Raw genomic sequence first — 19,462 nt, 5'->3', positions numbered from 1 at the left:
CCGCGAGGGCCGCCCGGGTTCCCGCCTTTACATTGTAGATTATTTTCCGTACCGCGCGCTCAACGATCTTGAGTGCGGGATCCTGGGACGGTGCTCTCCGTGCTGACCGGTCTGGGCCTGTCGTCCGCGGCGGGCCTGAACGCCTTCATCCCCGCCCTCGTCGTCGGCCTGCTCGACCGCCACAGCGACCTGGTGCGGCTGCCCGCGGAGTTCGCCTGGCTGGCCGACGGTCGGGTGCTGGCACTGCTGGCCCTGCTGCTGGCCGCCGAGGTCGTCGTCGACAAGGTCCCGGTCGTCGACACCGTCAACGACATCATGCAGACCCTGATCCGCCCCGCCTCCGGCGGCGCCGTCTTCGCCGCCACCGAGGCCGCCGCCCGCGTCGACGACTCCACGTTCATGCGGGACAACCCGTGGATCGGCTGGACGCTCGGCATCGCCGTCGCCCTCATCGTCCACCTCACCAAGACCTCCGTCCGTCCCGTCGTCAACGCCGGCACCCTCGGCGCGGGCGCACCCGTCGTCAGCACCGTCGAGGACACCTTCTCCCTGGGCATGAGCCTGCTTGCCGTCCTCGCCCCGGTGGTCGCGCTGATCGGCCTCGCCATGCTCGGCTACGTCGGATACCGCCTGCTCCGCCTCCGCAGACGACGCGAGGAGCAACCGGGCTGAGGCCCGCCGGCGCCGCACCGCCAACGCGACGACCACCACCACCGCCAGCACCCCCGCCAAGGCCCAGCCCGCCGCGCCGAGCAGCCGCTCCAGCCGCGCCACCGAGGCCCCCGCGAACGCGCCGAGCCCCACGTACACACTCGCCCACAGCAGCGCCCCGGCCAGTGAAGCAGGCAGGAAACGGCCGTAGGGCACCCGCGACGCCCCCGCCGCGGCCGGGGTGAGGGTCCGCACGACCGGGACGAGCCGCGTCAGGAACACCGCCGCGGCCCCATGCCGGCGCAGCGCCGCCAGCGCCCGCTCCCAGTGCCGCTCGCCGAGCCTCTGGACGACCCGCGTCCGCCCCAGGCGCGACCCGTACCGGCGCCCGATGCCGTAACCGACATGGTCGCCCGCCGTCACCCCCAGAGCCACGACCACCAGCATGCTGGCGAACCGCACGGGTTCCGCCGCCGACGCGCCCAACAGCAGCACCGCCGTCTCTCCCGGAACCAGCGCGCCGAGCCCGAGCCCCGACTCCGCGAACGCCAACAACCCCGCGACGACCAACACGACCGCGAAGGGAAGCTCCCCCATCGTCCGGACGCCGTCGACGATCCATTCCACCCCGTGCCCCCGCGCGTTCGACCGCGCCGCCCAGGGGCAACCTTAATCAACCGGACGAAGCGGGCAAAGCCCGACACCCCCGGTAGGTCAGAGCTCCGCCCACATCACGACCCGCGGACCCAACTCGTGCAGACCCGCCCCGACCTCGGCGTCCCAGTGAGCGCGCAGGCCAAGCCCCCAACGCTCGCGCGGGAGCTCCTCGAAACCGTGCGCGGCGTACCAGGGGCCGTTCCACGGCACGTCCCGGAACGTCAGCAGCGAGACCCCGGGCGACCCCGCCTCCGCCGCGCGCCGGAGCACCTCCTTGAGCAGCCTGCCGCCGATCCCCTTCCGCACGTGGTCGGTGTGCACGCTGATCTGCTCCAGGTGGACGGCGCCGTCCACCTCCTCGACCGCCGCGAACCCCACCGGCGGATCCCCGGCCACGAGGATCTCCGCCCGCTTCTCGATCATCATCTCGACCACCATCGGGCCGGGCGGGAACACGATCCCCAGGGGGGTGAACAGGGCGTCGCCGGACTGCTCGATCCCCGGCAGCACCGGCCAGTCCTCGGGCCGTGCCGGGCGCGGTTCCAGATCCATGCCGCGATCGTACGTCCGCCCCGTCCCGGCAAACCGCATCCACACCACGCTGCGAACCCCGTCGGCGCGCACGCCCCACTCCGAGGCCAGCGCATCGATGATCCGCATCCCGCGCCCGTTCTCGGCCAAGAGGTCGTCGCACAGCCGCGGCCGCGCTCCCCCTGCCCCGTCGTCCGCCACCTCCGCGCGGACGCGGACGCCCTCGTCCACCACGCTCACCTCGACCCGGCCGCCCCGCCCGGACGCGGTGTGCTCGACCGCGTTCGCGAACGCCTCGTTCACACACGTCCGCACGTCGTCCAACGCGGGATGCCCTGCTCCCAGAACATCCCGGACGTACGCCCGCGCCAAGCCTGCGGCACATTCAAGCCCCGGCAGCGTGACCCCGACCCCCGCCCCGTTCACGCCGCCGCCGCGATCGTGCGCGCGACCTCGTCCAGCCGGGCCGCGTCGACCTCAGCGCCCCGCCAGAGCAGCAGCCACGCATGGCCGCACTGCACGGCGACCACCGGCTCCCAGTGCCCGTCCCCGCACCGCACGTACAGGACGGGCTCCGCGCACCGCGGGAACTCCAGCCGGCACCCCAGTGAGCCCGTCCACAACCGCCACGCCAACCCGGCCAGGAGCGCGTACCGCATCTCGCTCGGCGCCATCACATCCCCTTTCGGTCCTGATGTCACCGGCCAGATTCATCGCGCTCCGCACACGCGACAACACTTTCGGCTTCGCCCGCGACGTCCAGTCACTGGATTTCCAGAGTCCCTGGATCCTCGTGGCCCATGACTGCACACCGTGACACTCTGATCACATGGCGGAATCACCCCCCTCGACGGCCCGCCTCCGCAAGATCGGCCGCACCCTGCGGCAGATCCGCGAGGAGGCGGGCCTCACCCTCAACGCCGCAGGCCGCCGCATCGAACGATCGGGCTCGTCCCTCAGCCTGATCGAGAAGGGAACGCAACTACTCCGGCTGCGCGACCTCAAACACATCCTGGACGTCTACGACGTCGACCCCGACACCCACCACGCCCTGATGACCCTCGCCGCCCAACAACACCAACAAGGCTGGTGGGACGACTTCAAAGACACCATCCCAGCCGATGCGCTGGATTACACCTCGCTTGAGAACGACGCGACCCACCTGGACGCCTTCGAGATGGGCTTCATCCCCGGTCTCCTCCAGACCGAGGACTACGCCCGGTCAATCGTCCGATCGGATCTTGAGGAGGCACAAACCAGCAAGATGGATGGCTTCCTGGCCTTCCGGATGCGACGTCAGCAGATACTGGATCGTTCTGCTCCGCCTCGGCTGCGCCTGGTCATCGACGAAGCTGCTTTGCGTCGCACACGAGGCGGCCGCACGGTGATGCGCGAGCAGCTTTTCAAGCTGCTCGACGACTCCCAAAGACAGCACATCACCGTGCAGGTTCTCCCCTTCTCCTGTCGAGAGGATCCGGGAGTGACCGCAACCTTCTGGATGCTGGACGTCGGCCGACCGCCCATCCTGAGCTCGGTTCTCATCACCCACCTCACCGGCAGGCTGCATCTGGAAGGCAAAGCAGACCTTGAGCGCTACAGCGCGGCATTCGACCGGCTGCGCACCTCAGCCCTTACCGAGCCGGATTCCCAATCCCTGATCAAGCGCCTAGTCTCGGACCTATGAACGCATCGCCCCTGTCCCAGGTGACCTGGCGCAAGAGCAGCCACAGCCAACTCCAGGCGTCAGAATGCGTCGAAGTGGCGGCGATGACGGAAGCCGTGGCAGTACGAGACTCCAAGGATCCGCACGGCCCCGTCCTCACCCTCCCACCCACCACATGGCACTCACTCCTACGCAACCTCAAAAACGCCTGACCAGCACCTAGCCTCGCCCTATGAACGAGGCCCGCCCCTCCCCCACCCGCTGGCGCAAGAGCCGCCACAGCAACAGCCAGGCTGGCGAATGTGTCGAGGTTGCAGGACTAAGCGACGCCGTGGCCGTACGCGACTCCAAGGACCTGGGCGGCCCCGTCCTCCCCCTGCACGCCGCCACGTGGCGCTCACTCCTGCGCGACATCAAGAACAGCTAACGGGTCTTGCCGGAGTCGTAGCCGGCGTCCAGATGGACGGTGATGTCGTCGGGCGGCGGACCCAATTCGTCCAGCTCACCGCCACCGGGCGCCTTGGTGATGCAGCCGTCGACCGCGAGGTCGTCCAGGATCAGGCCGACGATCCGGTCGTAGGCGGCCAGGGCGATCCGGTTGAGCCGGGCGAACACCCCGGCGGCGATCCATTCGTCGCGGCGATTGCGGATCGTGGTTGCCGAAGCCGAACCACAGGACCTGGAGCAGCTTGCCGAACACGAGCCGGTCGCTGATGCGCCGCCGGTGACAACCCAGCGGATGCGCCGGGTCGTACACCCGGCCGCTTGGGCAGCAGCGCCTCGAACTGGACCCACAACGGTTGCGCGAGCTCTTAATCAGCGCCACGGGGCCACCTGCATGAATAGCCGACGACGTTATGGCGAGGCGTTCGCCGAGCGATTCCGGTGCGCCGGCGGGGGTTCCTTCGAGAGCTGCGTAAAACCGGGTGATCCTGATTGGTCCGGGGCGGTACCGTCCCGCATCATGATCACCGAGGCATGGGCACTTCTGGACGCCGGCGACATCCCCGGGCTGCTGGGGCACCTTCGATTCAACGCGGAGAGCATGGAGCAGGCCGAGGTGGCGCGGCTCTTGGAAGGGGCGGCCGCCCGATCGGGTTTCGACGATCTCAGGGAGGCGGCCGCCGCCGTCGCCGCCGACCCGGCCCGCCCCCAGACTCTGTACGCCTTCGGTCACGCGTGCGTGGAACGGGGCGTTTCCTTCCTCGCGGTGCCGGCGCTGCGCTCGGCCCTCACCATGGCGCCCCGGTCTACGGCGGTGCTGAACGAACTGGTGGCTGCTCTGGAGGACGAGGTCAGGCACGCGGAGGCCGTCACCGTGCTGGACGAGCACACCGCCATCCTGCGCCCCTGGCCCGACCGCTACCTCGTCGCGTACAACGCGCTCATGGCCGGGGACCTGGCCCGCGCCACCGGGGAGGCCGAGCGGCTGTCCGTGCCGAAGGACGACCACTGGCTGCCCGCGCGCGACCGGCTCGCCCGGATGCTCGCCCGCGCCCATGCGATCCGCGCGGTCAGCCCGCTCGACGCCAAGGACCTGCGGGGCTGGCATTTCGTGCTCAGTGGCGGTGTGCTGGCCACGCTGTCGCCGTACGGGTTCGACGCCGGTATGACGGGCCGCTACGCGTACATGGGCGACGGGTACGGCGGCTGCCGCCGCAGCCTGGACCGGCTCCGTCTGATCCTGGCCGCGGCCGGACGGGAGCCGAAGGTGATCGGCCTGCTCCCCGACCGGTCGAGCCACATCCTCGGGCTGGCGGCCGCGCGGGTCCTCGGCCTGCCCGCCGAGCCGTTCGCCCCGGGACGTCCCGACACCCTCGTCGTGGCCTACAACCTCAACGAGACCGACGTGAGCGAGCTGTGGGAACGTACGCCGGGCCAGGTCCTGTTCGAGCACGCCACCTGCTGGACCACGCCGGCGCCGGTCAGCGCGGACGTCAGCGGGTTCCTGCACCAGGCGGTGACGGAGCCATGGGGCGAAGGGCTCCGGCAGGGAACGGACGGCTCCCTGCAACGGATCCCGCCCGACGAACGACCCGTCGAGGAATTGGCCGACGAGATCGTACAAGCCGCGCCCCTTCTGGACGAGGGCGACGGCGCCACGCCCCCTGACCGCGATGAGGCGCTCCACCACCTCGTCGCGTTGATTCGCGACCATTGGCTGAGCGGCCCCCGCAGCCGCGTCCGTTCCCCTGGCCCCGTCCCCAGTTCCCGCTTCCTCTAACTGCTGGACATCGTGCAGATCGCCCTGGATCTGCCGGCCTGGATGCCCGCCGGGCTGGTCGAGGCCCGAGTGACGGTCCGCGACGGCCGTGCCGAGAAGGTCACGCTGCCACGTGGACGCCTTCGCGCTCGAACTGGACCGGCCCAAACAGGACATGAAACGCTCGCTGCTGGTCGAGGGGTACGGCATCCCGCTGGGCGGGGTGCCGGCCCCGGCCGATCGAAACGATTCCCCGCTGCTGGGCTCCACCCTCGACAAGCTCGATGACCTGGGCCACTGCCCGACGAGATCACTGCCCGACGAGATCACCGTCAGTAACCTGGCGCGCCGCGCCTGGACCACCCACGTCACCAATCTGCGCGACCTCTAAGCGGCGCTCAGCCTCGGCTCATGACCGACCTACGTTCACTGGCGCACGAGCAGCCACAGCCAACTCCAGGAACCGGAGTGCATCGAGGTGGCCGAGGGTGAACGACACCGTGGCAGTACGAGACTCCAAAGACCCGTCCTCACGCTCCCGCCCACCACCAAAGGTGGCTGACCTGCCCCCGGTGTCCTGAGCCGTCAATTCGGCGTCCGATGTTCGATCGTGATCGGCCGTCGCTACTGCCTGAGGAACTCCGATGCCTGACGCCATGTGTCGGACAGTTCCGGGTCGTCCGCGGTCCAGGTGGTCGACCGGAGCGATCCGCGGTCCCGGAACGCGCGCATGATCTGCAGGTGAACAGGCAGCTTGACGAAGTTCCGCATGGCCTGATCGCTTTCCCATAGGGAGACCGAGCCGGACCTGCGCCGTAGGGGTTCCAACCAGAGCCAGTGCCCGACGGCGCCCTCCAGGGTCGGCCACAGGCGCGTCAGTCGTGTGCCCGCCCGGTAGATCCTCGGCATGTCCCAGAGGTGGTCGGCGGTGAACTCGGTGACGCTGACGAGCACGTGGCCGTGGGCGTCGGCCGGTCCAGGCGTCCAGGCGCTTCTCAGCACGAGTCAGTCCTCCGGAAGGGCGTCGGGGTCGGTGGCGTGGCCGCGCAGCCGCTCCAGGACGGCACGGCGGGCGCGAGTGAAGGTGATCTCGCGGCCGACGAGCCGCGAGTGGATCACCGCGGACTCGCCCAGCGCATCGATCTCATAGGCGAGCTGCCCGGTATCGAGGTGGCCGGGAAGCTCGCCGAGGGCGATGGCCTCGTCGAGGAGCGACCGGATGAACGCCAGCCAGTCGTGGATCGACTCGGCCAACCTGGTGTGCACGGCACCGGGCCGGTCGTCGAACTCGGTCTGGGCGGCGAGGAAGAAGCAACCTCCCGGCAGCGCGCCGTCGGCGTAGAAGGCCAGCCGCGCCTCATGGAGCGCGAACACCCTGCGCAGACCGGGAGGTGTGCGCAGGGCCGGTGCCACGACCCGGTCGGTCCACTGGCGGCGCGCCCAGTCGATCGTGTCGAGCTGCAGGTGTTCCTTCTCCTTCCAATGGGCGAACAGCCCGGACTTGCTCACGCCGAGGTGCTGGGCGAGGCGTCCGAATGACAGGCCCTCCATGCCGTGCACCGAAGCCAGCGCCACGGCGGCGTCCAAGACCGCCTCCCGGGTTCGCCGCCCCCGCAGCAGCCGGCCGTCTCCCCGTCCCTCGTCTTCCATGCCGCCGAGGATACTATAAGACCGACCGGTCGGACTTATAGTGAACCCTGCGGTGGTCAGTGTCCGGAGTCGTCAATTCGGTGGCAGTCGATCGTGGTGCTTCAGCAGCATCCATGATCACGCGAAGGCCGCAGTTTCCGGACGCGATCGCTTCGCACCGTCTGTGAGCGGCCTGTCATCTGATCGCCTTGTGGGCTGAGGCGTGGTGAGGCGGCAGGGCCGCGGTGGTGTGATGTCGATCTGGACGAGGGCAGTGCGGTGGTCTGCCGACAGCTGCGGCGACGCGACGGGCGACTGACAGTGCCCGCCCAAGACCGCGCGAAGCACCGGGATGATCTCGCTGGAGCGCACCACCATCGCGGCGCTGCGCACCGCGCCTGGCAGCAGGCGGAGGCGGACGCCCACGGCGAGGGCCCGTACCGGCTGTGGACGGTGTTCAGCCTTGGCTGTTCACACTGTCAGTGTCCCCAAGCGACGTCTTAGCGGACGATCACCCGCACAGCGGCGAGGTTCTGGACCAGGCCGTATGGGGTGTCAGGGTCGCCGTTCTGTTGCGCGGTTACGCGGGCGACGGTGTCGTACGTGCCGGGCTTGACGAAGGTGTGAGTCGCCCGCTGGTGGATCACGGATCCATTCGGGGACGGAGAGGCCGTGAAGGTGCCGGTGCCCTTGAAGTCCCACTCCACTCGAACGATCTTTCCTGCGCCGGGCGGGACCTGGGCGCTGAGGGAGAACGTGACGGGTGTGCCGGCGTGGTGCGGACCTGGGTCGGCCCTCAGTGTCGCGACCGGCTGGACGCCGTGGCGTTGCGCGGCCGTTGGCGCGAGCCGAACCTGGGTATCGGGGTCGATGCCGTAGCCGGTGGTGGCGGGAGGCCGGATGCCGCGGGTGACCCAGGCGTCCAGGTAGAGCAGTGCCTGCTGCAATGCGCCGTCGTATCCGACGATGTGGGCGGCGGCGTCGGTTTCGGGGCTGGTGGCGGGGCCGCGGCGGTCGTGGTCGGCGTTGTCCATGTACCAGAGCCGGTAGCCGCCGCCGAGGTCCGCGTCGCGGACCTTGCGGTGGTACCAGTCGGCGAACCAAGGGTATGCCTGGACGTCCATCGTGGACGCCAGCATGATCATTCTGCCGTGGAAGCGGCCGGTGGCGACCGCGCCGCCCGCTCCGGCGGCCAGGATCGGCCCGACGAGGGTCGGTCGCTGTGGCCCGGCAGGAAGGCCGTTCGCGGTGCGGTATTGGTTCCAGCCGTACTGGTCCGGGCCCGGGACCTGATGGCGCTGGTAGTACTGCAGCGCCATCAGCCAGGAGTTGTCGATCCGCACCGACGTGCCGGGCTTGATCTGGTCGGTGACCGACGGGTCGGCCCCGGCCCCGAAGGTGAGGGTGCGCCCGGTCACCCTTCCGATCGGCACGACCTTGCCCGCCGCCGGTCCGCTGGCGATGACCAGATCCGCGCCCGCAGTCTCCCCCTCCGGCACGTCCGCCAGCACGAGCCCCCTCGGCGAGCCGACCAGACCCGTCGCCGTCGTGTCGTGGCGCACCCGAGCCGCACGCACCGCCGGCTCGCCACCCTCATAACCCGCCTTGGACCAGAAGTCGTCGGAATAGGTCGGATCGAGGGCCCGGACCCCCGGCTGGACGGCTTGGAAGGCGCCCCCGTCCAACGTCGCGTACTGCCACCACCCGCGCAGCGGGAAGCCCAGACGTGTCACCTCGCGCAGGATCGTGCGCTGTTCGGCGTTCAGGCCCGCGTAGGGATTGCCGCTGCCGCCGGGCGCCACCGCCTCGGCGACCTCCGGCAGCTTGTCGCGCAGCACCCGCGAGGCCAGCAACTGAGCGGTCATGGAACTGGGGATGCCGTTCGGGACGCCCGGAACCATGGGAACACCACCGTCCCAAACGCCTCTGCTGTTCTCCAGCCCACCGAGCGTCTGGTACGCGCCGCCACTCGCACCGTAGAGGTAGCCGCGCGGCCGCACAGAGGAGCGGTAGATCTTGGCCGCGACGGTCCGGGAGTATTTCGCCGATGCCGCGTTCACCCGGTAAGGCCCGACTTCAGCGGCGGCCGTGACACCTCCGCCGTTGTTGGTCGAAACTACGTATGCGCCGTTGGAGATGGCGAAAGCGACGGTTTCCGACGCCGCGTCCTCCTGCGTCACCGTCGGGTAGGTGGACTCGAAGAAACGCCCCCGATACTGGCCCGGTGCCGGGAAGTAGAGCGAGAATCTCGCGTTGGTCCCGCTGAATCCGCCGTGGACGTAGCGGTAGTGGACCGTGACGCCGGTCGCCGGGTCGGTCGTAGTCCCGGGCCGGTCGGCGTCGATGTAGGGCTCGTCCAACACCGGGTCGACGCACGCGGCTGTGATGAACACTGGGCCACCGGCCGTGAGTGGCCTGCACCAGGCCGTCCCTTCTGCGGCCGTCGCCACGCTCGCCGGGATGACGACGGCGGCCAGCGCCGTCATCGAGGCCAGCGTGGCGGGTGCGGGTGCCGCGGCGATGCGCCTGGTCCACGTACTGCTGGTTCTCCTTGACATGACCATCCTTTGCGGGGGTGGGATGAGGCGGCTCGGTCGCCGTGAAGACGGCGCCTGGAAAGCGGCACGCGGCCGACCCCACAGGCAACCGCGGCCGCTCATAGATGAGTGATTCCTCATGCTCGCGATGTGCGGGATGCCGTCACTGCGCGCGCGGAAGGTGCCACGGATCGCGCTGTGGTCACAGGCTTGGACACGCTCGTGGTCGCAGCGTGCATCAGGGTCGACGGAATTCACCGAGGTAGAGTCCGCCACTACCAGCGAGGGGTCCGCTGGCCCGGGGATCGAGCACGAACGCGACACGGCGCCCATCGGGCGCGGGAACCGACTGGTTGGCCTCCCCACCGATATCGCTCACATACGTGAGCCTGCGGATGTTTCGCGAGCGTTCGTAATCCACGACGAAAAGATCGAAGGGCTTGTCCCCGTAGCGCGCGTGACCGCTGACACCCCGGTCAGGGCCGTCGGGGTCGGAGATCCGGTTCGACTCCTCAAGACCGAAACGCTCGTTCGGGAATGAGTGTGCCTCGTTATGGGCAGGGTCCCGCGACAGGTTCGTCACCGCGCCGGTACGCAGGTTCACCTCGTGCATCTCTCCGTTGAGGACGCCGTCGATGTCGTCGATATGGTAGAAGGTGAGCGCCTGATCATTCCTGAGGAAGTTGTAGGGCTCGATCAGGCCCTCGAGCGGAATCTTGATTTCCCGCCGGCTGGTTATCGCGGCATGCGACCCGTCATGTGCAATGGTGCCCGTCCACAACCCTCCGCGGACGCTCCAGGCAGCGAGTCGGAAGCCGCCGTCCGGTGCGGTCGCCGGGTGCCGTACATCATCTCCTCGGGGTGATGCTGGGCGTGGTCGGCGTTCGTCCCGCGGCGACGCGGTGGACCGCGTGATGGCGACTTCTCCCACGGCCTGCACGCCCAGGGGTTGCGGCGGCCGCGAAAGGGACTGTGGCATCCAGTACAGTTCGGTGCTCGCCTGGTCCGGGCCCGCTGTGATGAGGAAGCTTCCGTCGGGCAGGTAATAGATGCGTTCGACCAGCCCCTTGTCGCCCCACTGACATGTGAGGCACCGCTCTTGGCGGGTGCGGAGATCCAGTTCGTGCGCGTGACTCTGCTCGGTGTCGGATTCGGTAAAGGCGATCTTGGTGCCGTCGCGCGACCACACAGGCCGGTCGCCCCAGTCGAGGACGCGGCGTATGTCGAAGGGAGCGCTGAAGTAGTCGATGCGAGGACGCTGCTCGGCGGCCGCCGCGTTGGGCGACAGCGAGCCGAGGATCGACGCACCTGTGATGAGTGTGAGCAGTCGGGTTCGTGGTCGCATTGATCTGCTCCCTTGGCCTGCGACGATGAAGTCGGACTGGATGGGCATCGGTATCCGCTCTTGGCCGCCGCGATCGTCGCGCGCGTTCGTGCCGTCATGCCCGGGGCTTGGCCGCGGCCGGGTTCGCTCAGTGACACCGAGACGGGACGTCGATTCAGGCCTCGGATGTGAGCGTGGTGCTCCATCCGGGGCCGGTGCACCACGGATCATCGGTTCGCAGACCGCCGCCCCTCCTCGGCCGGAAGATCGCCGGGCCGCGGGCGAGCAGCGGCTGGAGGGGGTCGCGACCTTGGAGAGCCACGGCTCTGGGCTCGATACGCGGGCGTGGACGGTGTCGGTTTCCTCTTCGACCCGCCGATGCAATCGGACATCCCCGTTGGCCCAGTCCATCTCCCCTTGCTAGATGGACCGGGGCCACCCCACCGCGGCATGACGCCCCAGGACGGTCCCGGCGGGACCGGAGCCCCATCCCCGACGCTTCGGATGCCGTCATGGCGCGAACTCCGAGGCGAAGTCTTCGACATCGACCAAGTCCTCGAAGCCGAAGACGTATGCCGCTTCGACCAGGTCGGAGAAGTCCAGACCGCCCGCGGCGATGGCCTCGTTAGGGTAGGCCGAGGTCGGATTGAACTCCAACGCCAAGCGCCTGGCCTTGGCCCATACCTTCCCGCTTTCCGGGTCGGCCAGGAGGGCGGGCCACGCCGTGCCGCCGAAGGTCTTGAAGCCCGGTGTCCCGTTGCCGACCTCGTTGCCGTTGGCGATCTTGATGTAGTCGAGGTGGTCCCGCACGTAGGCGAGTGCCGCGGGTGTCGTCAGATACTCGTTGACCTCGCTGTGCTGGACGAGATGCACCCGTGACCTCATATCGACGGCCGGCGCCTTCTCGGCGATGCGCCGGGCCACTGCCGCGGTCACGTCCGACTGGCCCGCTTCCATGATCCACACGTCGCCCCCGCGGCGCAGTGTCTTCAGGGCGTGCTTGGCCAGGAACGCCACCGCGGCAGGCCGGTCGGCGTGCGCATCCGCCCATGCCCTGCCGAACGCGAGATTGAACAGCGAGGTCGCGTCGATGAAGCTGCCCGGGTTGTTGCCGTAGGTGCCGGTCGCGGCGACGTAACGCACACATGCCAGGCGCTCGTCGCGCAGCATGGTCGTCAACCCGGCCGCCGCCAGCAGGTCATCGGTGTCAGGCTTGTTGTCGAAGTTCGCGATCAGGAGGTCCTCGGCCGGGTGGAACCGCCCGACCGGCTCGGCGGTGCGGCAGCCCGCCCCGTTCTTGGACTGCTTCGGGGCCGCGTCATCCGCGTCGCCCCTGGCGCTTGACGCGTCTGCCCCAGAGATCGCGAGGCACAGGAGGCCGGCGAGCGCCACGATGCCCAGGCGCCGGATCGGACGCTTCATGACCGGGGCCGGGAGTAGGGCGGCAGCCGGTCGGGCTCGACCCTCCAGGCGTCCGGCCCGCCGGCCTGCCACGCCTCAAGGTCGAACAGCAGCAGCGCCGAGCCGTCGCCGTGTGCGTCGTTCGCGTCTTTCAACGTGAAGGCGATCCTTCGGCGATCGGGCGATATGACCGGCTGGTTGGCGCCGTAGCCCTTGAAGTCGGTGAAGTGCGTGAGCCGCTGCCAGCGAGCCTCACCGTCCAAGGCCACCCGCCAGATGTCGATGGCGAGCGGGCCGACCTCGCTTCTGGGGTCCCGCTCCACGGCGATCCAGCGGCCGGCCGGATCGATGCCCTCCGCCTCCTCGTACCACGGTGACCGGGAGTGGTTGACGATCTCGCCCGTCACCCGGTCCACGCTCGTGACCTCGGAGCCCTGGTGGCCGTAGGTCGTGAAGAGCAGCTCGCGATCGACACCACGGTGCCCGCGCACGGTGCGGAAGTCCTGGGGCTCCAGCAAGGCGATCGGTCGCGCGACGTCGTTGCGGTCGAGGAGCAGCGTCCGGTCGACCAGGGAGGGGGTGCCCCGGCGGTCGTAACGGATGCGACCGGTGAACAGTTGCGAGGGTGCGTTCAAGATGTCCCTGTCCGGGTCGTCGAAGTCGTAGTCCGAGCGGGCCCAGGCGATGGTGGTCGAGCCACGCGCCCCCGACACGGCGATACCCTCCCAGCACCGTTCGCCCAGGGGCACCGGGGCACTGTGACCGAGCGGCTGCCGCATGAGCCAGATCCGGCCGTCGAATCGTCCGCCGGTCGCTTCGCCCGGGGCGCACAACACCAGGTCACCGTTCGTCAGCGGCGTGGCTCTCAGCACCGGCGGCGCGAAGCTCCCGGTCAGCACCCGGGCCCGGGGCCGCCGACCGTCCGCACGCCCGTGGCCGAGGTCGACCCGGTAGTCCCAGACCTCGCCGCGCTCGTCGATCACATACAGGCTGCGCCCGTCGGGTGCCCACTGGGGCCTCGACGCGTTCATCCCCTCTGGCAGGGGCAACTGGACGATGTGCTCGGGCAGATCGTCCAATGGCGACTCGGGCGGTGTCTCACCGGCTGCGGTCGTACCGGCCACGGCCAGTGCGACCACGAGCAGGCCGCGGCCGATCCGTCGGGTAACTCCGATCACCATTCGCCTCACTTTCGGAAAGGAGCCAGAGGTGAACGGCCGGGCGCTCCGAACCGGACCACCAGGCCAGAAAGAAACCTAGATCCAAATTTTTAAAACGACACTCTCAGGTTTAGGTATGAGCAACCTCACACGTATTGGCGTGGAAGTCAAGGACGATCTCTGGGGCCCGCATAGGGTGCTGGTCCTTCTAGCCGATTTCGCGGGAGACAGCCCAGATATCGACGTATTTGGACGGCTCGTCGAGCAATCACCGGTCGGCGACTCGGCAATCGGGAGCCGCTCGTTGAACAGCTCGACAGACAGGACGACATTGCAGTGTGCACGCCGGGCAGGGCAGCGGTGAAGAAGTCGGTCGCGACGAGTTCAGCGACGGGCCAGACGGCCAATTCTGCCACCGGCCCCTTGCTTCTCAACTAATCAGACAAGCAGGCGCCGTGCCCGTTCCGTCCCCATGTCGGCGCCGCCGCGGGGAGGAACGGACCCACACATGAATCAGTGACCGTGCATCCGCGGCGGCCTCCGATGATCACCGCGTTGGGATCGAGGTCGACGCTCTCGGTGGAGCGCTTGCCGAGGTCGACGATTCTCTCGTCGACCTGTTGCAACTGGCCTTAGCCTGGTTGGCTTCGATGTACTCGATTTTCGGGTAGCGCTCCTTCAGCCCTTTGATGACCATCTTGAGGATCCGCTTTTTCTCGGCGGGTTACCGCCTCTGCTTGATCAGGGACGCGGGCAACACATGTGTTCGCCTCGGCGTTGCTCAGACCCGCATGAGACCGTTGGGTTCGCAAGGTTTTGAACCGCTCGGTGCGCAGCAACCGGCCTTACCGGGCCCGGAAATCGACCTGGACCCGGGCCTGCGAGAGTGATTCTCCAGCCGCTTGCCCCGCGGCCGCCTGCGGCACCGCGGAAGCGACCACCACGGCGGCGCCCACTCCGGAAACCAGCCTCCACTCGTGACGATGTATCGGTCTCTTGAACACCTTGCATCAGCCTCGTTCGTCGTTGCCTGCACGGTGTGACCGGTGGCCACTACGCCGGACGTCCCAATCAGAAGCGGCCTCGAGTACGTGGTGATGTCACCGAAGTCGTGTACTGCTCCAGGCGGGGCGGCCGCCTCGTGATTCCCGGGACAGGCTCGTCCGCTCGTCCCGGATGCTCGACACCAGGCAGGCGAACCGCGGCAGCACCAAGGCGCCCCGCGCGCAGCCGGCCGGTCCGGCGTTCATGCCTTGTCGGTCGGATCGCATCACCCATCCCTGTGATCTGCGACACCAGAGTGAATGTAGAATCGCATTACGGATTTCGCGTGTCAAGAGTTTGATTCTCGCTCAGCGGTAGGCGCATTCACACAGGTGCGTGCTGCCATGTGCGCTGGCAGACACCGGTACGGCAGGCCGTGCACGTCGTTGCTGGACGAACCGGCGGGTAAGGCCGGGCTACTGTGGGGACGTTGGCCCAGCAACGGCCCCAGAACGGCGGGCGGCGATCTTCACGCCCGTCCCCACTTCACCGGCGAAGCTGGAGCGAACCAGCCGGGCGGGTCCCCAGATGACGTAACCGAGATCCGAGTTCTGGTCGGTGGCGAGGATTCCGGGCAGTTCGTTTGCTCGACGCTGCTGAGCGTTCGATCGTTTGAAGGGGAACCCGTCGACCGTCTCCCGCAGAAGGTCGGCGAGCCGCGTGACACACAGGTACTTGCTGAGGAAGAACAGCGACCAGGACGCCTCGTGCCCCTCGGGGGTGCCGTGTAGGCGATGCCGGATGAACGACGCCGCGAGTACCAGCGCGTCGATACGTTCGTGGCTCTCCTCCAGCGGGTTGACCACGCAGCGACCGTCCTCAATGAGGGAGAGGACGGCCGCGATGAACTCGGCCCTGGACGGCGCCGAAGGGGACTGGCTCGCCGCGGCCGCAACCAGCGCCTCGAACTTGGCGCGGCTACGTCCGATCACCACCACTCGGTCTCCTGCTGCGAGGTAGTGGCGCGCCAGGGCGGCGCCCATCCCGTCCGTGCCTCCCGTGACCACGATCGCCCCCACGACGCACTCCCATCATTCCGGAACACAGGTTCCGGGCCGCCGAAGACGCGTTCCGACACCACGGCCTTTCCGTCGACATGCGTGCGGTCGCGGCAGCGGCCGGAGTCGGCATCGGCACGCTCTACCGGCACTTCCCCACCAGGGAAGACCTCGCGCAGGCCATCACCGGGTCCGACCTCGCCGTCACGCACCTCCCCGATCGGGCGTCAGCGATCGCGGACTGCGAGAGTTCTTCACCAGGACGCCGGCTCAACTCACCGCCAACAAGGCCATGATCGACCTACTCGCGGGCGGATCCCCTGCGACGCGGATCTTGAGCGATGCCTTGCCCATCTGAGAACCGTCGGCCGCGGAGCCATCGAGCGATCCGCCACCGACCGCACCCTCGCTCCGGACGTCACCGCATACCAGTTGCTCGGCCTCATCCGGATCGTGCAGCTCATCTCCGAACCGGCGCCGGGCACGATTGAGCATCAGGTCGAACTCGCGCTGCGAGGGTTGGCCGCCTGATGCTCGCGATCAACGCGCCCGACGCGTCAATCCCTCATCGCTGGCCTCACGAACGTCCGCCCCCGCAACAGCAGGGTGTCCGGGTGAAGTGGCGCACCGCCGATGGCCGGTCCGGCAACTGCGTGGACGGCAAGGGCATCAAGAAGTGCAGCAAGGACTTCCCCGAGAAGAGGACGGAGAGATCGGCGACACCAGCGGCCGGCAGGCCGGCAAGAGATGACCGGGTGCCGTTCACGGATGTGCCGTAAGCGGCAAGTCCGGTGCCTTCGCACGGGTCATGCCCCTTGCGCGACGTCCTGCCACCGGGCGGGCTCGGGTCCGCGCAGTGCGTGCTGGTCGGCTGAGCTGTGGGCGTTGACCATCGTGTTGATGAGGTCGGCTGTGCCAGAAGGTGGCGGAGAGGCGAACGCGTCGGCGGCCTCGACCGACCCAGTGGGCCCGAGGGGGCAGGAGTTCGCATGCGGTGAGGTCGTCGGTGAGCACACCCTCGGGCCCGGTCACCGGGAACGGGGTCGCACGCCCCGGCGGTCGCCGTCGTCCGTCAGGACCGCCGCTCTGCGGAGGTCTGCGCGTCCGACCGTAGCCATGGCGACACATCCGCCTCCAGCCCGATCCGTCCGTCGGCGGTCTGCGGCAACGGCAGCGTGGACGACGACTGCCGGAACAGCGCAACATCCGGACGCCCACTGTTCGATCCGTCGTACAAAGCTCCGTGACCAGGGAGCCAACGCAGGATCTACCAAGGATCTCACCGGCCCGTCGGAGCACAACAGCGCGTCGGCCAGCTCGAACAGCGCATCCGGTGCTTCAGCAGCACCCATGATCGTGCGAAGGCCGCTACGTTGTCTGGAGGTCGTCTATGCGAGACGGTCCAGCAGTTGGGCCTCGGCGGCTTGGGCTCCGCGCCCGGTGTCGGCCCACACTTCGATGGTGCAGGTGGACCTGCCAGAGGCGGGGAACAGACGGCCCACCGTGGTGGACAAGAAGGCTCGATACCCCTCACCCTCCCACCACCACTGCGTCAGCCCCGACCCCTCCGCCAAGAGCCGGAGCCCTGTGGCGCGCTTCCGGATGTGCTCGGCATCCGGCAGGCTGAGCGGCTCGGAGCGCTTCCAGGCTCGACTGGCGGACTCTTCGTGTAGTGCGGCGTCCTCAATGAGGACATCGGGGTGGCCGAATACCTTGACCACACCATCCGGTGTCCATCCTGGGCCGCTCACCGTATAGGCGACGGACCCATCGATTCTGAGCAGGATTGACCAGGGGATCGAAGTCGTGTGCTCGATCAGGTCGATCCACGGCTCGTCATCGGCCCCGCCGAAGTCAGGCCGAGGCTCGAAACTCATTCGTTCGCCGAAATGCACGGCAGGGTTGTAGAAGGCCAGCCCGCCGTAACGCTGCTGTGTCTCGCGCAACAACCGCAACGCCCGATCGTCTGCGATCCCGTGGCGCTCTCGCAGTTGGGACCGGAGAACCTCGTCATCAACCGAGGCGTCGAACGGCTCGCGGAGAGCCCAGGAGCTCAAGAACTGCCGCGCTCGTGGAGTCAAGCTGCCCAGGTCATCGAGTATGTGCTGTATCTCGCCATCCTGTCACGATCACGCAGCCCGAGCACACCGCAGCGGAGGTTGAACAACGAACCTGGAATCTGTCCGGCAAGCTCGCCCGCTGCACCGAGGCGCCTGTGATGGCCGTCGACGCTGTCGGGCCCGCGGCCGGTCCGGCCAGCGCCGACTCGAAGCGGTACAAGAACTCACTGTCGGTGGCGGCTGGGGCGTCCAGGTGAAGTGGCGCACCGCCGATGGCCGGTCCGGCAACAGCGTGGACGGCAACGGCTCCGGCGAAGGCGTCAAGAAGTGCAACCAGGACTCCCGCCGAGTACTCGGCCCTGAAGCGCGGGGCTTGTTGACTCGGCCAGGACGTGGTTCACGCTCCCGACTGCCCCTTACGGCGGGACGGTCACGGGTCGCATCCACCCGCCCCGGCTATGACGGGGCGGGTTCGGGCGTGCGCGGGCAGCGCTGAGCGATGTACCAGCACGAGCGGCGGCACACATTGGCTGCGGGCTTTGTAGGTGATGAACACAGCGAGCCGGCGGAACGGCCAGAAAGACAAGCGCGCTCGCTGGTCGCGAGGAACCGGAACCCGTTCGCCTATCCCACTCAGCCCCTCGAGTACGATCCGGCGCCCGGTGCGTGCCGCGACGGCGACGACGTGCCACCGCGCGGGCTCGGATCCGCGCACGGCGTGCTTGGTCGGCCGAGTTGTGGGCGTTGACCACCGTGTTGATGAGGTCGGCTGTGCCGGAAGGTGGCGGTGGCGAACACGGTCGGCGGCCTCGACCGACCCGGGGCACGGGCAGGAGTCAGCGGGCGGTGAGTTCGTCGGTGAGCACGCCCTCGGACCCGGTCGCTGTCGTCCGTCAGGGCCGCCGCCCGCTCACGCCGTCCCGAACAGGATCGATCCGACCTCGAATTCGGGGGTGAAGTTCGTGTCGACGCCGGGGCCCACTACGGCATGGACGACCCCGTCACAGCTGACGCCGGAGTACAGGTGGGCGGTGTAGACGGCGGAGTGGTTCCACGCAGAGCCGGCGTGGAACGGCTGCGCCAGGGGCGTGCATCCCCCGCCCGTACCGGGTTTCACGTTCTTTACCGGCAGGGTGTGGGACTGGCCGCCGAACAGGTCGACGCTGTCGCCCGCCAGGGCGTGAGCAGCGGTGGCGGGAACGCCGACCAGGGCGGCCGCCAAGAGGACCGGAGCGAGAAGCTTGATCATGGGAACTCTCTTCGAACAGACGGGCTGCACCACCAACCTAAGCGAAGAGTAGTAGCTCGACTACATGCCGTGAGGATACGGTTTTGTTCACTGGTCTCGGCAGCATGACGGACCAAGCGCCTTGACGCGTGGCTGTCCCCCAGCGACGTCGCGGCATACTGGCTCGGCTACGCGGCGTCGGTGTCAGTGCCCCGCACGATGTATAGAGATCGTCACCGAACACGGCCGAGATCTGGATCTGTCCGCCCAGGGCCTCCACGTAGCAAGCGTTCGATCTGGGAGACCCGGCTCTTGGTCACGCCCATCCGATCCCGCGACAGCCCGAGACTCTTGCGCCGCTCAGCGAGCCGATGCT

Annotated in this window: 19 protein-coding genes and 3 pseudogenes; 8 read left to right on the top strand and 14 right to left on the bottom strand. The window is 68.5% G+C overall.

The window, feature by feature from the left end; genetic code table 11:
• Positions 1-90: 90 nt before the first annotated feature.
• Complete coding sequence (locus ACZ466_RS37760; RefSeq protein WP_378281713.1) at positions 91-672, top strand: DUF4126 domain-containing protein; 582 nt, start codon at positions 91-93, stop codon at positions 670-672.
• Positions 673-801: 129 nt separating this feature from the next.
• Here the strand turns inward: ACZ466_RS37760 and ACZ466_RS37755 are convergent.
• The 3 genes and pseudogenes from ACZ466_RS37755 to ACZ466_RS37745 form a co-directional block, all read right to left on the bottom strand.
• Positions 802-1,248, bottom strand: a pseudogene (locus ACZ466_RS37755) (DedA family protein); the annotation flags it as partial.
• 117 nt (positions 1,249-1,365) lie between these two features.
• Entirely contained in the window at positions 1,366-2,265 is a 900-nt protein-coding gene (locus tag ACZ466_RS37750; RefSeq protein ID WP_378281712.1) for a GNAT family N-acetyltransferase, read from the bottom strand.
• Positions 2,262-2,513, bottom strand: coding sequence for a hypothetical protein (locus ACZ466_RS37745; RefSeq protein ID WP_378281711.1), 252 nt, complete (start codon positions 2,511-2,513; stop codon positions 2,262-2,264). Before ACZ466_RS37745 ends, ACZ466_RS37750 begins: the two co-directional genes overlap by 4 nt.
• A 155-nt stretch (positions 2,514-2,668) precedes the next feature.
• Here ACZ466_RS37745 and ACZ466_RS37740 point away from each other — a divergent pair, with 155 nt between their 5' ends.
• Genes ACZ466_RS37740 through ACZ466_RS37730 form a run of 3 tightly spaced genes read left to right on the top strand, consistent with a single transcriptional unit; the run spans position 2,669 to position 3,929 of the window.
• Positions 2,669-3,523: a helix-turn-helix domain-containing protein gene (locus tag ACZ466_RS37740; protein ID WP_378281710.1), complete on the top strand. Its 855-nt coding sequence runs from the start codon at positions 2,669-2,671 to the stop codon at positions 3,521-3,523.
• A complete protein-coding gene (locus ACZ466_RS37735) occupies positions 3,520-3,714 on the top strand; it encodes a DUF397 domain-containing protein (RefSeq protein WP_378281709.1) in 195 nt (64 codons plus the stop codon). Before ACZ466_RS37740 ends, ACZ466_RS37735 begins: the two co-directional genes overlap by 4 nt.
• Positions 3,715-3,734: 20 nt before the next feature.
• Complete coding sequence (locus ACZ466_RS37730) at positions 3,735-3,929, top strand: DUF397 domain-containing protein (RefSeq protein ID WP_378281708.1); 195 nt, start codon at positions 3,735-3,737, stop codon at positions 3,927-3,929.
• On the opposite strand, the pseudogene ACZ466_RS37725 reads toward ACZ466_RS37730, so the two are convergent.
• Positions 3,929-4,299 (bottom strand): annotated as a pseudogene (locus tag ACZ466_RS37725) (IS5/IS1182 family transposase); the annotation flags it as partial. The gene ACZ466_RS37730 and the pseudogene ACZ466_RS37725 overlap by 1 nt on opposite strands.
• A 167-nt stretch (positions 4,300-4,466) precedes the next feature.
• Here ACZ466_RS37725 and ACZ466_RS37720 point away from each other — a divergent pair.
• The 3 genes and pseudogenes from ACZ466_RS37720 to ACZ466_RS37710 all read left to right on the top strand — a co-directional run.
• Positions 4,467-5,726, top strand: a complete 1,260-nt coding sequence (locus tag ACZ466_RS37720) for a hypothetical protein (protein WP_378281707.1) — start codon at positions 4,467-4,469, stop codon at positions 5,724-5,726.
• Positions 5,727-5,838: 112 nt separating this feature from the next.
• The gene (locus ACZ466_RS37715) at positions 5,839-6,096 is read left to right on the top strand and encodes a hypothetical protein (protein ID WP_378281706.1); all 258 of its coding nucleotides are present in this window, start codon (positions 5,839-5,841) and stop codon (positions 6,094-6,096) included.
• A 48-nt stretch (positions 6,097-6,144) separates the two neighbouring features.
• Positions 6,145-6,267: pseudogene (locus tag ACZ466_RS37710) on the top strand (DUF397 domain-containing protein); the annotation flags it as partial.
• Positions 6,268-6,329: 62 nt separating this feature from the next.
• On the opposite strand, the gene ACZ466_RS37705 reads toward ACZ466_RS37710, so the two are convergent.
• From ACZ466_RS37705 to ACZ466_RS37675, 7 genes are all read right to left on the bottom strand, one after another.
• Positions 6,330-6,707 carry a hypothetical protein gene (locus tag ACZ466_RS37705; RefSeq protein ID WP_378281705.1) on the bottom strand — a complete coding sequence of 126 codons (378 nt, stop codon included), beginning with the start codon at positions 6,705-6,707 and terminating at the stop codon, positions 6,330-6,332.
• A gap of 3 nt (positions 6,708-6,710) precedes the next feature.
• On the bottom strand, positions 6,711-7,355 hold the full coding sequence (locus ACZ466_RS37700; RefSeq protein WP_378281704.1) for a TetR/AcrR family transcriptional regulator: 645 nt from the start codon (positions 7,353-7,355) through the stop codon (positions 6,711-6,713).
• Positions 7,356-7,834: 479 nt separating this feature from the next.
• Positions 7,835-9,820, bottom strand: a complete 1,986-nt coding sequence (locus tag ACZ466_RS37695; protein WP_378281703.1) for a PKD domain-containing protein — start codon at positions 9,818-9,820, stop codon at positions 7,835-7,837.
• Between the two features lie 289 nt (positions 9,821-10,109).
• On the bottom strand, positions 10,110-11,216 hold the full coding sequence (locus ACZ466_RS37690) for a TolB-like translocation protein (protein WP_378281702.1): 1,107 nt from the start codon (positions 11,214-11,216) through the stop codon (positions 10,110-10,112).
• A gap of 489 nt (positions 11,217-11,705) precedes the next feature.
• Complete coding sequence (locus ACZ466_RS37685) at positions 11,706-12,617, bottom strand: hypothetical protein (RefSeq protein ID WP_378281701.1); 912 nt, start codon at positions 12,615-12,617, stop codon at positions 11,706-11,708.
• Positions 12,614-13,777: a TolB family protein gene (locus tag ACZ466_RS37680; protein ID WP_378281700.1), complete on the bottom strand. Its 1,164-nt coding sequence runs from the start codon at positions 13,775-13,777 to the stop codon at positions 12,614-12,616. The genes ACZ466_RS37685 and ACZ466_RS37680 overlap by 4 nt, the downstream gene beginning before the upstream one ends.
• Before the next feature lie 1,439 nt (positions 13,778-15,216).
• Positions 15,217-15,819 (bottom strand): SDR family oxidoreductase, encoded by a 603-nt coding sequence (locus ACZ466_RS37675; protein ID WP_378281699.1) that lies wholly within the window; start codon positions 15,817-15,819, stop codon positions 15,217-15,219.
• Between the two features lie 11 nt (positions 15,820-15,830).
• Between ACZ466_RS37675 and ACZ466_RS37670 the strand changes: the two genes are divergently transcribed.
• Positions 15,831-16,094: a TetR family transcriptional regulator gene (locus ACZ466_RS37670; RefSeq protein WP_378281863.1), complete on the top strand. Its 264-nt coding sequence runs from the start codon at positions 15,831-15,833 to the stop codon at positions 16,092-16,094.
• On the opposite strand, the gene ACZ466_RS37665 is transcribed toward ACZ466_RS37670, so the two are convergent.
• The 3 genes from ACZ466_RS37665 to ACZ466_RS37655 form a co-directional block, all read right to left on the bottom strand.
• Positions 16,069-16,293, bottom strand: coding sequence for a hypothetical protein (locus ACZ466_RS37665; protein WP_464041837.1), 225 nt, complete (start codon positions 16,291-16,293; stop codon positions 16,069-16,071). The genes ACZ466_RS37670 and ACZ466_RS37665 overlap by 26 nt on opposite strands.
• A gap of 893 nt (positions 16,294-17,186) precedes the next feature.
• Positions 17,187-17,753 (bottom strand): hypothetical protein, encoded by a 567-nt coding sequence (locus ACZ466_RS37660; RefSeq protein WP_378281698.1) that lies wholly within the window; start codon positions 17,751-17,753, stop codon positions 17,187-17,189.
• A gap of 1,015 nt (positions 17,754-18,768) precedes the next feature.
• Positions 18,769-19,107 carry a hypothetical protein gene (locus ACZ466_RS37655; RefSeq protein ID WP_378281697.1) on the bottom strand — a complete coding sequence of 113 codons (339 nt, stop codon included), beginning with the start codon at positions 19,105-19,107 and terminating at the stop codon, positions 18,769-18,771.
• Positions 19,108-19,462 lie beyond the last annotated feature (355 nt).

Source organism: Actinomadura rugatobispora (assembly GCF_055379765.1).
This window is presented reverse-complemented; position numbering and strand designations above follow the sequence as displayed.